Source organism: Pseudomonas sp. SGAir0191 (assembly GCF_002812565.2).
Lineage (GTDB): Bacteria > Pseudomonadota > Gammaproteobacteria > Pseudomonadales > Pseudomonadaceae > Aquipseudomonas > Aquipseudomonas parafulva_B.
On sequence record NZ_CP025035.2, the window covers coordinates 2,054,709 to 2,069,016 of the forward strand.

Annotated in this window: 10 protein-coding genes; 8 read left to right on the plus strand and 2 right to left on the minus strand. The window is 63.4% G+C overall.

What is annotated here, in order from left to right:
* The first annotated feature begins 30 nt into the window (after positions 1-30).
* From pedH to CWR53_RS22950, 7 genes are all read left to right on the plus strand, one after another.
* A complete protein-coding gene (gene pedH, locus CWR53_RS09415) occupies positions 31-1,821 on the plus strand; it encodes a PQQ-dependent alcohol dehydrogenase PedH (RefSeq protein ID WP_100851338.1) in 1,791 nt (596 codons plus the stop codon).
* Between the two features lie 118 nt (positions 1,822-1,939).
* Positions 1,940-3,460, plus strand: a complete 1,521-nt coding sequence (locus tag CWR53_RS09420; RefSeq protein WP_058637424.1) for an aldehyde dehydrogenase family protein — start codon at positions 1,940-1,942, stop codon at positions 3,458-3,460.
* 119 nt (positions 3,461-3,579) lie between these two features.
* The gene (pqqA, locus tag CWR53_RS09425) at positions 3,580-3,651 is read left to right on the plus strand and encodes a pyrroloquinoline quinone precursor peptide PqqA (protein ID WP_003253598.1); all 72 of its coding nucleotides are present in this window, start codon (positions 3,580-3,582) and stop codon (positions 3,649-3,651) included.
* A 63-nt stretch (positions 3,652-3,714) separates the two neighbouring features.
* The gene (gene pqqD / locus CWR53_RS09430) at positions 3,715-3,987 is read left to right on the plus strand and encodes a pyrroloquinoline quinone biosynthesis peptide chaperone PqqD (protein WP_100851339.1); all 273 of its coding nucleotides are present in this window, start codon (positions 3,715-3,717) and stop codon (positions 3,985-3,987) included.
* 88 nt (positions 3,988-4,075) lie between these two features.
* Entirely contained in the window at positions 4,076-5,239 is a 1,164-nt protein-coding gene (gene ercA, locus CWR53_RS09435; protein WP_058605255.1) for an alcohol dehydrogenase-like regulatory protein ErcA, read from the plus strand.
* Positions 5,223-6,950: a NahK/ErcS family hybrid sensor histidine kinase/response regulator gene (locus CWR53_RS09440; protein ID WP_100851340.1), complete on the plus strand. Its 1,728-nt coding sequence runs from the start codon at positions 5,223-5,225 to the stop codon at positions 6,948-6,950. The genes ercA and CWR53_RS09440 overlap by 17 nt, the downstream gene beginning before the upstream one ends.
* 222 nt (positions 6,951-7,172) lie before the next feature.
* A complete protein-coding gene (locus CWR53_RS22950; RefSeq protein ID WP_167340226.1) occupies positions 7,173-7,313 on the plus strand; it encodes a hypothetical protein in 141 nt (46 codons plus the stop codon).
* 39 nt (positions 7,314-7,352) lie between these two features.
* Here the strand turns inward: CWR53_RS22950 and CWR53_RS09445 are convergent, their stop codons facing one another.
* Both CWR53_RS09445 and nhaA read right to left on the minus strand, forming a co-directional pair.
* Positions 7,353-8,210, minus strand: coding sequence for an SDR family oxidoreductase (locus CWR53_RS09445; RefSeq protein ID WP_078478710.1), 858 nt, complete (start codon positions 8,208-8,210; stop codon positions 7,353-7,355).
* Between the two features lie 154 nt (positions 8,211-8,364).
* The gene (gene nhaA / locus CWR53_RS09450; RefSeq protein ID WP_058605259.1) at positions 8,365-9,702 is read right to left on the minus strand and encodes a Na+/H+ antiporter NhaA; all 1,338 of its coding nucleotides are present in this window, start codon (positions 9,700-9,702) and stop codon (positions 8,365-8,367) included.
* A gap of 229 nt (positions 9,703-9,931) precedes the next feature.
* Between nhaA and CWR53_RS09455 the strand changes: the two genes are divergently transcribed.
* Entirely contained in the window at positions 9,932-14,269 is a 4,338-nt protein-coding gene (locus tag CWR53_RS09455; RefSeq protein WP_100851341.1) for an NEL-type E3 ubiquitin ligase domain-containing protein, read from the plus strand.
* Positions 14,270-14,308: the final 39 nt, after the last annotated feature.

The following is a 14,308-nucleotide window of genomic DNA, read 5'->3' on the forward strand; positions in this document are numbered from 1 at the left end:
CGGCATAACAAAAAGCCAAAGGTAGCTGCCATGACCCGTACTCCATGCCGTCCCGTGTTTGCCTTGAGCCTTGTGTTCAGCGCCTTGCTGCTCGCCGGCGCAGCCCATGCCGGCGTCACCGATGCCGAAATCCTGCAAGATCCCAAGAACCCCCAGCAGATCGTGACCAACGGGCTGGGCGTGCAGGGCCAGCGCTACAGCCCGTTGGACATGCTTAACACCGGCAACGTCAAGGAGTTGCGGCCGGTTTGGGCATTCTCCTTCGGCGGGGAGAAGCAACGCGGCCAGCAGGCGCAGCCGTTGATCAAGGATGGGGTCATGTACCTCACAGGCTCCTACTCACGGGTATTTGCCGTGGACGCACGCACCGGCAAGAAACTGTGGCAATACGACGCCCGCCTGCCCGACGATATCCGCCCTTGTTGCGATGTCATCAACCGAGGTGTTGCGCTGTACGGCAACCTGGTGTTCTTCGGCACCCTGGATGCCAAGCTGGTGGCTCTGAACAAGGACACTGGCAAGGTGGTGTGGAGCAAGAAGGTGGCTGACCACAAGGAAGGCTACTCCATCAGCGCTGCACCCATGATCGTCAACGGCAAGCTCATTACCGGCGTTGCCGGAGGCGAGTTCGGGGTGGTGGGCAAGATCCAGGCCTACAACCCGGAGAACGGCGAGTTGCTCTGGATGCGGCCCACCGTCGAGGGCCACATGGGCTATGTCTACAAGGACGGTAAGGCCATTGAGAACGGCATCTCGGGCGGTGAAGCCGGCAAGACCTGGCCGGGCGACCTGTGGAAGACCGGCGGTGCTGCTCCCTGGCTGGGCGGCTACTACGACCCGGAAACCAACCTGATTCTGTTCGGCACCGGTAACCCCGCCCCCTGGAACTCGCACCTGCGTCCCGGCGACAACCTGTATTCGTCTTCGCGCCTGGCACTGAACCCGGACGATGGCACGATCAAGTGGCACTTCCAGAGCACGCCCCACGACGGCTGGGACTTCGACGGTGTCAACGAGTTGATATCGTTCAACTACAAGGACGGGGGCAAGGAGGTGAAGGCCGCCGCCACGGCTGACCGCAACGGCTTTTTCTACGTGCTCGACCGCACCAACGGCAAGTTCATCCGCGGCTTCCCCTTTGTCGACAAGATCACCTGGGCCACGGGCCTGGACAAGGACGGCCGCGCGCTCTACAACGACGCCAGTCGCCCGGGTGCACCGGGCAGCGAAGCCAAGGGCAGCTCGGTCTTCGTCGCGCCAGCATTCCTGGGCGCCAAGAACTGGATGCCCATGGCCTACAACCGTGACACCGGGCTGTTCTACGTGCCTTCGAACGAATGGGGCATGGACATCTGGAACGAAGGCATCGCCTACAAGAAAGGCGCAGCGTTTCTGGGCGCAGGCTTCACCATCAAGCCGCTCAACGAGGACTACATCGGCGTGCTGCGTGCCATCGACCCGGTCAGCGGCAAGGAAGTCTGGCGCCACAAGAACTACGCCCCGTTGTGGGGTGGGGTGTTGACCACCAAGGGCAACCTGGTCTTCACCGGCACCCCTGAGGGGTTCCTCCAGGCTTTCGATGCCAAGACCGGCGAAAAGGTGTGGGAGTTCCAGACCGGCTCCGGTGTGCTCGGCTCACCTGTGACCTGGGAAATGGACGGCGAGCAGTACGTCTCGGTGGTCTCCGGCTGGGGCGGCGCAGTGCCTCTGTGGGGCGGGGAGGTGGCCAAGCGGGTCAAGGACTTCAACCAAGGCGGCATGCTCTGGACGTTCAAGCTGCCCAAGCACCTGCAAGGCACCAGCGCGACTGCGCAGCGCTGAACCCTACTACCAAATGACGAGCGCCCCGCTGCCAACGATGCATTCGCCTGGCAGGCGGGGCTTTTTACCATCGTCGTATCGCCTGTCGCAGGCAGGCATCGACCCGCAGAGGCTCAGCATGATCTACGCACAACCCGGAACCCCAGGCGCCGTCGTGTCCTTCAAGCCACGCTATGGCAACTTCATCAACGGCCAGTTTGTACCGCCGGTGGCGGGGCAGTATTTCACCAACAGCTCGCCGGTCAACGGCCAGCCGATCGCCGAGTTTCCTCGGTCCACGGCCCAGGACGTGGACAAGGCCCTGGACGCCGCCCACGCCGCCGCCGATGCCTGGGGCAGGACCTCGGTGCAGGACCGCGCGCTGATGCTGCTGCGCATCGCCGATCGCATCGAGCAGAACCTGGAGGTACTGGCGGTCACCGAAACCTGGGACAACGGCAAGGCCGTGCGTGAAACGCTCAATGCCGACGTGCCGCTGGCGGCGGATCATTTCCGCTATTTCGCCGGCTGCATCCGGGCTCAGGAGGGCGGCGCCGCCGAGATCAACGAGGGCACCGTCGCCTACCACTTCCATGAACCGCTGGGTGTGGTGGGGCAGATCATCCCCTGGAACTTCCCCTTGCTGATGGCCGCCTGGAAGCTGGCCCCGGCACTGGCCGCCGGCAACTGCGTGGTGCTCAAGCCCGCCGAGCAGACGCCGCTGTCGATTACCGTCTTCGCCGAGCTCATCGCCGACCTGCTGCCAGCTGGCGTGCTCAACATCGTCCAGGGGTTTGGCCGTGAAGCCGGGGAGGCCCTGGCCACCAGCAAGCGCATCGCCAAAATCGCTTTCACAGGCTCTACGCCGGTGGGCTCGCACATCATGAAGTGCGCCGCGGACAACATCATTCCCTCGACGGTAGAGCTGGGCGGCAAATCGCCGAACGTATTCTTCGAGGACATCATGCAGGCCGAACCGGCCTTCATCGAGAAGGCGGCCGAAGGGTTGGTACTGGCCTTCTTCAACCAGGGCGAGGTGTGCACCTGCCCGTCGCGGGCGCTGATTCAGGAATCGATCTACGAGCCGTTCATGGCTGAGGTGATGAAGAAGATCGCCAAGATCAGCCGTGGCAACCCGCTCGATACCGAGACCATGGTCGGTGCGCAAGCCTCCGAACAGCAGTACGACAAGATCCTGTCCTACCTGCAGATTGCCCAGGACGAAGGCGCTCAGTTGTTGACCGGCGGCGCTGCCGAGCGCCTGCAGGGCGACCTGGCCAGCGGCTATTACATCCAGCCCACGCTGCTCAAGGGCGACAACAAGATGCGCGTGTTCCAGGAGGAGATCTTCGGGCCCGTGGTGGGCGTGACCACCTTCAGGGACGAAGCCGAGGCGCTGGCCATCGCCAACGACAGTGAATTCGGGCTGGGTGCCGGCGTGTGGACCCGCGATATCAACCGTGCCTACCGCATGGGCCGCGGGATCAAGGCCGGGCGTGTCTGGACCAACTGCTACCACTTGTACCCGGCGCACGCTGCATTCGGGGGCTACAAGAAGTCGGGCGTGGGCCGTGAAACCCACAAGATGATGCTCGACCACTACCAGCAGACCAAGAACCTGCTGGTGAGCTATGACATCAATCCACTGGGCTTCTTCTAAGGCCCAGACACCCTCGTCCATGGGCGCCGTGAGTTCGTTCCAAAGTAGCATTTGGCCCTGCGGCTGCCCGTGCATTAATGGCTGTACCGGAATCGTCCGGCACAAGAAGAGGACACGCCATGTGGACCAAACCCGCCTTCACCGACTTGCGCATTGGCTTTGAAGTGACGATGTACTTCGCTAACCGTTGATCCGCCCTCCGGCCACCCACGCGGTGGCCGGTGTCTTTCTACCCGCCAGGAACAATCTGGGCCGTGGAGCCGATCACCCGTCATCAGGCCTTGCAAGTGCACCGCCGGGCCCGCTTGCGCTGGGAGCCGAGCACAGGCATGCATGTGCTGCAGTGCCCGGGCGTGGTCATCGAACTGAACGGCAGTGCTGGCTGGGTGCTGGAACTGCTGGACGGTCAGCTCAGCGTGGCGGGTGTGATCGAGTGCTTGCGTCAGCGCTTTGCCGATGTGCAAGGTCTTGAGGAGGACGTGCTGGGCTTTCTCGAGCTCGCCAGGGCCAGGGCCTGGGTCGAGTGAACACGATGCCACCTAGGTCTGGTTGCTTTCGTCGATGGATGCATTACGCTGGCACTCACCTTCCAGAACAATAAGAACAGGCTTGCCCATGAGCCAGAGTTTCAGCCCGCTTCGCAAATTCGTTTCGCCTGAAATCATCTTCGGTGCCGGCTGCCGGCATAACGTGGCCAACTACGCCAAGACCTTCGGTGCCCGCAAGGTGCTGGTGGTCAGCGACCCTGGGGTGATCGCTGCCGGGTGGGTGGCCGACGTCGAGGCCAGCCTGCAAGCCCAAGGCATCGACTATTGCCTCTACAGCGCGGTGTCGCCCAACCCCCGGGTCGAGGAGGTGATGCTCGGCGCCGAGATCTACCGGCAAAACCATTGCGATGTCATCGTCGCAGTCGGCGGGGGCAGCCCGATGGACTGCGGCAAGGCCATCGGCATCGTGGTGGCGCACGGGCGCAGCATCCTCGAGTTCGAGGGCGTGGACATGATCCGCGTGCCCAGCCCCCCGCTGATCCTGATCCCGACCACGGCCGGCACCTCGGCGGATGTGTCGCAGTTCGTGATCATCTCCAACCAGCAAGAACGCATGAAGTTCTCCATCGTCAGCAAGGCGGTGGTACCCGACGTGTCGTTGATCGATCCACAGACCACCCTGAGCATGGACCCGTTCTTGTCGGCCTGTACCGGGATCGATGCCCTGGTGCACGCCATCGAGGCGTTCGTCTCCACTGGCCACGGCCCCCTGACCGACCCGCATGCCCTTGAGGCCATGCGCCTGATCAACGGCAACCTGGTGCAGATGATCGCCAATCCGACCGACATCAGCCTGCGCGAAAAAGTCATGCTGGGCAGCATGCAGGCGGGGCTTGCCTTTTCCAATGCCATCCTCGGCGCCGTGCACGCGATGTCCCACAGCCTCGGCGGCTTCCTGGATCTGCCCCACGGCCTGTGCAACGCCGTGCTGGTCGAGCATGTGGTGGCTTTCAACTACAGTTCGGCGCCCGAGCGCTTCAAGGTGATTGCCGAAGTGATGGGCATCGATTGCCGGGGCCTGAACCACCGGCAGATCTGCGCGCGCCTGGTCGAGCACCTGATCGCCCTGAAATACGCCATGGGTTTTCATGAAACCCTTGGGCTGCACGGTGTGCGCACCAGCGATATTCCATTCCTGTCGCAGCACGCGATGGACGATCCGTGCATCCTGACCAACCCACGCGCCTCCAGCCAGCGCGACGTCGAGGTCGTTTATGGCGAAGCCCTCTGAAGCGCAGCAGCGAGCCCTGGCCGGGCTGCTGGGGCTGGGCGACCAGTCCGCGCGCAAGAGTCATTACCCGGAACTGGCTGCGCGGCTGGAAGAACTGGAAGCTGAGCGCAACCGCTACAAGTGGTTGTTCGAAAATGCCGTTCACGGGATCTTCCAGGCCAGCCTGCAGGACGGCATGCGCGCCGCCAACCCGGCCCTGGCGCGGATGCTGGGCTATGACGACCCCCAGGCCGTACTGTTTTCGTTGACCGACCTTGCCGCCAACCTCTTCGTCGGGGGCGCTCAGGAACTGCACGCCATCACCACGACCCTGGCCCGCGAGCATAGCCTGCACGGTTACGAAACCCGCCTGCGCCGCCGCGATGGCAGCCACATCGACGTGCTCATGAACCTGTTGCGTAAACCTGGGCATGAGGGCTTGGTGGAAGGGTTCGTGGCCGATATCACCGAGCGCAAGCTGGCGCAGCAGCACTTGCAGCAACTCAACGATGAGCTTGAGCAGCGGGTGGCCGACCGCACCGATCAACTGCTCGAAGCCAACCGCAACCTGCACCAGCAGATCACCGAGCGCAAGCAGATTGCCCGGGCCCTGCGCGACGCCCGGGACGCGGCACAGCTGGCCAACCGCAGCAAAGACAAATACCTGGCGGCGGCCAGCCATGACCTGCTGCAACCGCTCAATGCCGCCCGCTTGCTGATTTCGACCCTGCGCGAGCGGCCGCTGGCGCAGGCCGAACAACTGCTGGTGGAACGCACTCATCAGGCCTTGGAAGGGGCCGAAGACCTGCTGACCGACCTGCTGGACATCTCGCGACTTGATCAGGCCGCCGTGAAGCCGGACATCGGCGTGTACCACCTGAGCACCCTGTTCGCGCCACTGGTGTCCGAGTTCGAATCGGTGGCCGAAGCCGCAGGCCTCAAGCTCAGGTCACGTATTCCCGACGTTGCCATGGGCACCGATGTGCGGCTGATGACCCGCATCCTGCGCAACTTTCTCAGCAATGCCTGCCGCTACACGTCAAAGGGCGGCGTGCTGTTGGCGGCGCGGCGGCGTGGCCCTAACCTCGAACTGCAGGTGTGGGATACCGGGCGCGGTATCCCGGACGATCGCCTGGAGTCGATCTTCCTCGAGTTCAACCAGTTGGATGTGGGCCGGGCAGCCGAGCGCAAGGGGGTTGGGCTGGGCCTGGCGATCGTCGAGCGCATCGCCAAGATACTCGGACATCCGGTACGGGTGCGCTCACGGCCAGGGCAAGGGTCGGTGTTCACGATTCAGGTGCCGATGGCAAGCTGTCTACCAGCGGCCACGGCAGTGGCGCTACCGCAGCCGAGCATGGGGGACCCCCTGCCAGGGCGGCGGCTGCTGGTGCTGGACAACGAGTCGAGTATCTTGCACAGCATGGGCGCCCTGTTGGGGCAGTGGGGCTGCAAGGTCGTCACGGCCATCGATCAGCATGCAGCCTTGGACGCGCTGCAAGGTCAGCCGCCGGAACTGATCCTGGCAGACTACCATCTGGACCACGGCATTCTGGGGTGCGACGTGGTGGAGCGGTTACGTGGGCAGTTCGGGTGCACGATCCCCGCCGTCATCATCACCGCCGACCGCAGCGACGAAGGCAGGCAGGCGTTGCAGGCGCTGGGCATGCCGGTGCTGAACAAACCGGTCAAACCCGGGAAACTGCGCGCGGTGCTCAGTCAACTGCTGACCTAACCGACAATCGGGCAGCGCATTTCACTGAATTTAAGCATTGGCACGGGTATCTCATGGAAGTTGGCCATGTCCGGGTTGGGTAGGTCATGGGACCACGCTCTGGTGAACAAGAACAAGAAGGGGGCTTATATGAGCTGTCTGATATGCGCAGGACAAGCAGAGTCCATCGAATGTGCCGGCGGGTGGGAGCAGCGCCAGTGCGCCCAGTGTGGGTGTTACCGAATGTCCCAGGCATTGATTCTGACGATGATGGAAGAAGGCCAGATATTCGACACTGCTCGCATGCGTCAGTGGCTCATGGTGAGCAGGGACAGCATGCCAGTGCCTTCGATCGACCGCGCCCAGGCGATCCTGATGCCGTGAGGTGGCGCAGGGGCTCTGTCGTGCAGAGCCCCGCGTCCGTCAGAGAATGGGCTTGCCGCCTGTGACCGCATAGCGCGAGCCACTGATGTAGCTGGCTTCGTCCGAACCCAGCAGTACGTAGATCGGCGCCACTTCCACCGGTTGGCCAGGGCGGCCCATGGGGTAGCTGGAGCCGAAATTCTTGACGGCTTCGTCGGGCATGGTCGCGGGGATCAACGGCGTCCAGATCGGGCCTGGTGCGACGCTGTTGACGCGCACGCCCTTTTTGGCCAGCAGTTGCGCAAGCCCTGCAGAGAAGTTGGCAATGGCGCCTTTGGTCGCCGCGTAGGCCAGCAGCGAGGAAGACGGATCATCGGAGTTGACCGAGCTGGTGTTGATGATCGAGCTGCCTTTGGGCATGGACGGCAAGGCGGCCTTGCAGATGCGGAAGATGGCCGTGATGTTGGTGTCGAAGGTCTTTACCCATTCCTCGTCCTCGATTTCCTCGAACGTTTCGTGGGCCATCTGGAAGGCGGCATTGTTCACCAGAATGTCGATGCGGCCGAACTCGGCCACGGTCTGCTCCACGATCGCGTGGCATTGCTGCTTCTGCGCCAGATCGCCTGGCAGCAGTAGGCACTTGCGCCCGGCTGCCTCCACCCAGCGCTTGGTCTCTTCGGCGTCTTCGTGTTCATCCAGGTAGGAGATGGCGACATCGGCGCCTTCACGGGCATAGGCGATGGCCACCGCGCGGCCGATGCCGCTGTCGCCGCCGGTGATCAGCGCCTTCTTGCCTTCGAGCCGGCCATGGCCGACGTAGGTCTGCTCGCCGCAGTCCGGTACCGGGTCCATTTTCGGCTGGGAGCCGGGTACGGTCTGGGGCTGAGAGGGGAAGGGTGGGGTAGGGTAGTCGCGCATGGTAGAAGCTCCTGCAGTTGAGAATGCTCGTACCTGTTCGAAAGGTCCCGTTGCCCTGGGTTGACTTGGATCGACGATTGGGACGACGAGCGGCCGTGGGCAACCCTTCAGCGTGTTTCCCCATGCGCTTGAGCATGGGGAAACAGCGTAGGCGCTATCGGTGTCTACCGCGCACGCGGCATGCGCCCCATGCCAGGCCCAGCGAGGCCGCAACCACCGAACCTGCCAGCACGCCCAACTTGGCCGCACCCAGCGCCGCTGGGCTGGCGAACGCCAGGTTGGCGATGAAGATGGACATGGTGAAGCCGATGCCGGCCAGCAGCCCGATCAAGGTGATGCCGCTCCAGTTGACCCCTGGCGGCAACGAGCAGAGCCCCAAGCGCACCATCAGCCAGCTGATGCCGACGATGCCTACCGGTTTGCCGATGACCAACGCCGCCATCACCGACTCCATCACCCAGCGCGGTGTTTCGCTGTCCAGGTTGACGCCCGACAGGCTTACCCCGGCATTGGCCAAAGCGAACAGCGGCATGATGCCGAATGCCACCCAAGGGTGCAGCGCACTCTGCACACGCACCACCGGCGGCAGCACTTCACGTTGCGCCACGCGCAGGTGCTTGAGGGGCGTCAGCAATTGGCTGGCGTCCTGGGTCGCGGCTTTGGCCCGGCCGACCACTTCTTCGCTCAGGCGCGACACGGCCTCTACGGGGCGTTCCCACATAGGGCGGCTGGTGACGGGGGTCATCAGCCCCAGGACGACGCCTGCCAGGGTAGGGTGGGCACCGGTCATCAGCACACCCACCCATGTGATCGCGCCTGGGATGACATAGGCAAAGGCCGAGCCCACGCCAATGCGCTGCATGATCAGGACCAACAGCAGGCCCGCTGCCGCGACAGCAAAGCCCAGGTAGTCCAGGCCACCGGAGTAGAACACGGCGATGATCAGCACCGCGATGATGTCGTCGATGATCGCCAGCGCCAGCAGAAAGACACGAATGTTCGACGGGATCGACTTGCCCAGCAACGCCAATACGCCGACCGCGAACGCGATATCGGTGGCTGTCGGCACGGCCCAGCCTTGCTGCTCGCTGGGCGCATGGCCGAAGCCCAGGTAAACCATGGCAGGCACAGCCACGCCGCCCATGGCTGCCACCATGGGCAAGGATGCCTGGCGCAGGCTGGAAAGGGCACCTTCATGGATCTCGCGGCGGATCTCCATCCCGACCACCAGGAAGAAGATCGTCATCAGGCCATCGTTGATCCAGAAATGCAGGGACTGGGAATAGACCAGCGAGCCGATACCCAGCGTGATCGGTGTGTGCCAGAGGGCGTCGTAGCTGGCGGCGGCCGGGGAATTGGCCCAGATCAGGGCGGCGATGGCGGCGATCAGCAGTACCACACCACTGACGGCTTCGATGTGCAGGAAACGTTCGAGGCTGGCCAGCGCACGCTCGGCCAGTTGCTGTGCTTTGGGGACCTTGGTGTTTTGCATAGGCGCAATGACTCCCGCATGGCGGCCCGACCTGCGTAGCTTTTTTAACCTGCTTCACTGCCCCAAGCAGCTAGCACCCGGGCGCGATTGTAGCGCAAGTGGCCACGCGTGGGGAGATTGAGGGCGTTGGGGCTGTGCACGGCGCTGCGTTCGAGTGGTGTTAGACAACTACCTCAAGAACGGATCCCCAAGCTGGCTGAGTGGCGGTTTTGCAACTCACAGGTGCTCCATGAAAAATACGCCGTTCCCCGACGACTCCGTTGACGCGTTCATTGCCGACCGACTGCCGCCTTGGATGGCAAATGCCACGGTCGAGCAGCTCCAGGGCCTGCACCAGGCGCTGCTCGACCAGCAACGGGCGCGTGAGCAAGTACAAGCCGTTTTCGCTCAGGTGCAGCCTCTTGACGAATTCGCCAGTCCATTGCTGGAGGCGGCTTTGGAGAGGCTCTTGCACCGGCCGGTGGACGTCCGAGCAGCCAAGCTGCGCCGGGTTGTGCATATTCGTTACCCGTCCGGTGTTACAACCGTCCCTGATCGTGTGGTTCCCACCACACTGGAGCAACCCTTGCTGGCCTGTGCGTTGCACAATTTCGACCGGCGAGAGACCGCCGAGGTCGCCTGGTTGCCACAGTCGAACGTGCTGGATGCAGATGGGACGGTGCTTCCCTTGCGCCCGCGGGCTTTCGCGGGGGTGTGTCGGTCCTTGGACCTGGGCGCGGCTTATCAGCAGCACCTCAAACAGGTGCTATTTGCCGACGACAAGCGCCGACGCGAGGTCAGCGCGGTGCTTGAAGAGGGGTGGCGCCGCAGCCTGCTGGCCGCTATAGAGCTTGCGCGGCTACAGGGCGTTGTGAAGGGTGGGGCTCTCGATCGCCTGGTCAGTGCCGTAGCCGGCGCCAGCGAGCCACCCGCCGGCGCATTCAGCGAACTTCGCCTGTTGGGCCGAGTGGTGACCGGTATCACGGTTTTCGAGCCAGCGTCTGACCAAGCCTCGTCCGCACCGCAGGACCTGATCGTGTGGATACCCGACGATCCCTACGGCGCCATTGGCACTTACCCATCGTGGTCGCAGTTGTTTCGCAGCCTTGGCACTCGCTTGCGCGACCCTGCGTACCGGCAGTTCTTCCAACGCTTCATCAAGGAGCATGATCGCCTGCATTTCAGCCAGCGCTTTCAGCATCTGCTGGCCAGCGCAACGACTGGGGAGCCCCTCGAACTGGACGCTCGCCACCAAGTTATCCACGGTGCACTGATCGCACACCTGCGCAGCGTCCAAGTCGATACCCTGCTCGAGGACGCACAGGCCCTGGCTGTACCCAACACGGCGGTGGACAGTCAAGCGCGCGACCGGCGTAACCACGTACTCAAGGGCCTCGGGCTGGACCTGCTGGGGTTGGCCAGTTTCTTCGTACCCGAGCTCGGGCTGCCCTTGCTCGCACTGGCGGCGCGCCAGATTACCGATGACGTGATCGATGGCTACCACGAGTGGGCGCTTGGCGATCGGGAGGCAGCGCTCGCGCATCTGATAGCGGTGGCGCAGAACGTCGTCATGATCGGGGTAGGTGCAGCTGTCGGTGCAGCCGCGGGCCGGATGCTGGCGCGAGAAGGCATCATCGATGAACTGGCGCCTGTACTGACGCCTACGGGCGAGCATCGTCTGGCCCGGGTTGACTTGCCGGGTTATGCGGTTCCCGACACGCACCTGATGGCGGGGCAACGGGGTTTGCTCGATGGGCGTCCACACGTGGCCATCGAGGGTAATGCTTACAGGTTGGGACTCGATGAGCAACGGCCAACGATTGAGCATCCGCAGCGTGGCCAAGCTCCTGAAATTATCTTGGAAGACAACGAGGCGGGCGGGGTGCGTCATGCATTGGAGCGTCCCCAGGCGTGGTCCAACGTCGACATGCTGGTAGCGCGTCTGGGTTCGAACCTGGGTACGGTGAGCCCTTCGGCGGCGCGAGCGGTGCTGCGCAGTGTCGGCCTGGACGAAGCCGCGCTGCGACGCTTGCATCTTGAAAATGCACCTGCACCCGCGCGGTTGTGTGATGCCTTGCAAAGATACGAGCTGCATCGAGCGTTCCCCCGCCTGCGTGGACCAGCCTTCGAAGCCCAGTGGCAAGAAGCTCAGGGAGTGCCCGCGCTTGCGGCAGATCCGCTGCACCGGGATTTTCCGGGGCTTTCCACGCGCGCTGGCCGGGAGTTGCTCGCGGCCGCCAGCGATACCGAGCTCAGCCAGTTGCTGGAGCAATGCAAAGTGCCGCTTGCACTGGCCGAGCGGGCGCGATGGGTGCTGCATGATGCTCGCCTGGACCGTGCTTGTGCCGGCTTCGAGCAGCCCAACGCTGTTGACAGCGATACCGAGCGGTTGGCCTTGGCATTGCTGCACCTCGAATGGCCTTGGGCTGCGTCAGTCAAGATAGAAGTGCACGAGGCGCAGTTGGGTGGCGCTAGGCGAGCCAGCGTGGGCGCTGACACGGCACCCGAGACCCGCTGCGTGATTCACACGGCACAAGGATATCTGGCAACCGATCATGCAGGACGTCCCTTGCCCGGTGCTGTGGTCAATGACGGATTTTTCCAGGCATTGCTGCGCACCCTTGACCCAGAGCAGCGCGTTGCGATGGGGGGCGCCTCAAAGGCGCCCGCCGATCTTGCCAGCGCGCTGGCAGACCGTGCTTTTGCAGACCGGACTCAGGCTGCGCGGCTCCTGGGCATGACACCGGTTGGCAAGCCAAGGCCTCCGATGCGCCTTGGCGATGGACGCATCGGCTATGTGCTCAGTGGCCGACCGGAAGGGTCGCGGCAGGCCATGCTTCGTGGCTACCAGCAGATCTTCCCGACGCTGAGCGACATGGAAATCGAAGTGTATCTTGAGCGGGTGCGCTTGCAGGGCGAGCAACCGTGGGATCACCTGCGCCAATTGCAGCAGTGCCTTGTCGATCTGGGTGACAACCTGGCAGCCTGGCGCCGAGAAGCCACCACTGCGCCTTTGCCCGAGCGCCGTCGACAGATTGCCCGTCGCATCCGCCAATGTTGGCGGCGAAAGCGACCCGATGCCAACGGCGAATACCGCCTGGTCATCGACAGCGAGCGCATCGATAGCCTTCCGCTGCTGCCTGAGCAAGCGTTATTCGATCACGTCACCCACCTGACACTGCGCCGCGCGCACTTGTCGAGCATCACTGAGGGGTTTCTCCAGCGGTTCCCTAATGTGCGCACCCTGGACCTGAGCCACAACATGCTGACCAGTGTCCCTGAGGGCATCCAGACACTGACGCAGCTCACCGAGCTGCACCTGACGCGTAACCAGATCGTGATCGACGACGCAGGCCTTGCCAGGCTCAGCGCGTTGACCAAATTGCGCGTGCTTGACCTGTCGCACAACCCGATCGGGCAACTGCCACCCCTGGGTCGACTGCTGGATCTACAGCGTCTGCACTTGCGTGACACGGGCTTGGAGGCGTTGCCAGTAGAGCTTTATATGCACCCTGCCTTGGAGGACATTGACCTTCGCGACAACCGTATCGCGGACATGAGCCCGATCCTTGCTCATTCCCATCGGCGCTTGGCTGGGCTAAGCCTGCACGATAACCCTGTGCCCGAACCCACCCAGACCGCGCTGCGCAGCACTCTGGGCGAGGCCGGGGCAACGGCGTTGCCTTTGCGCCGTCATGGCCCTGGTGGGCAAGAATCCCTTGAACGCTGGTTGGCGGACTCCAGCCCTGAGGAGCGTGTGATCCGCTCCGAGCACTGGACGGCGCTGACCGACGAACCTGGCAGTGATGACCTGATGCGGTTCTTAAACGACCTTGGGCGTTCGAACGATTATGACTTTCAAGGCATCGATCTGCGCAGGCGCATCTGGGCGTTGATCGAGGTTTGTGTTGAAAATTCGCAAGTCCGTGAAGCTGTCTTCCAGCAGGCAGCGGGCCCGCGCACCTGTGCTGATCAGATGCTGCTGATGCTTAGCCTGTTCGAGGTTCGTGCCCTGGTCGCGACGCGTACCGCAGGGCTTGCCGCCGCAGACATGGCGCCTGCTCTGGTGCGTATTGGTCGCGAGCTCTATCGCCTGGACGAGGTGGATCGCGTCGCAGCCCAGCACATTGCCAGGGAGCGGGCCAGCAACCCCTACGGCTTGATTGATGAAGTGGAAATACACCTGGCGTACCGGGCAGGATTGGTCCGGCCGTTGGGGCTGCCGGCTCAGTCGCGCTACATGTATCACCGGGTATTTTCCGACGTCAACGATGTGCGTCTGCGTGAAGCCGCGCGCAGCATTCTGCTGGCAGAAAGCAATGCGCGGATCGCCGATTCGCTGCTGCAGCGCACGTTTTGGATCGATTTTCTGCGCACTTCGTATGCGGGGGAGTACGAGACGCTGAACCAGCCCTATCACGTCCGGCTCGAGGGGCTTTTGCAGGGCCAGGAAGGTATGACCGAGCAGCAGATCCTCGAGGCCGTGGGCACCCTGGCCGATGAGCGCAGCGAGGCCGAGCGTCAGCTGACACTGTCGTTGACCTTGCGGCTGCTGCTCGAGCATCCCTGGGAGGGAGAGTTGGCGTGACAACGGGGCCTGTCATTGACGGTCCCGCTTATCCGCCGA

Coding starts and splice junctions, on each gene's coding strand:
- pedH (WP_100851338.1), top strand. CDS start 31: ATGACCCGTACTCCATGCCGTCCCGTGTTTGCCTTGAGCCTTGTGTTC.
- CWR53_RS09420 (WP_058637424.1), top strand. CDS start 1,940: ATGATCTACGCACAACCCGGAACCCCAGGCGCCGTCGTGTCCTTCAAG.
- ercA (WP_058605255.1), top strand. CDS start 4,076: ATGAGCCAGAGTTTCAGCCCGCTTCGCAAATTCGTTTCGCCTGAAATC.
- CWR53_RS09440 (WP_100851340.1), top strand. CDS start 5,223: ATGGCGAAGCCCTCTGAAGCGCAGCAGCGAGCCCTGGCCGGGCTGCTG.
- CWR53_RS22950 (WP_167340226.1), top strand. CDS start 7,173: ATGTCCCAGGCATTGATTCTGACGATGATGGAAGAAGGCCAGATATTC.
- CWR53_RS09445 (WP_078478710.1), bottom strand. CDS start 8,210: ATGCGCGACTACCCTACCCCACCCTTCCCCTCTCAGCCCCAGACCGTA.
- nhaA (WP_058605259.1), bottom strand. CDS start 9,702: ATGCAAAACACCAAGGTCCCCAAAGCACAGCAACTGGCCGAGCGTGCG.
- CWR53_RS09455 (WP_100851341.1), top strand. CDS start 9,932: ATGAAAAATACGCCGTTCCCCGACGACTCCGTTGACGCGTTCATTGCC.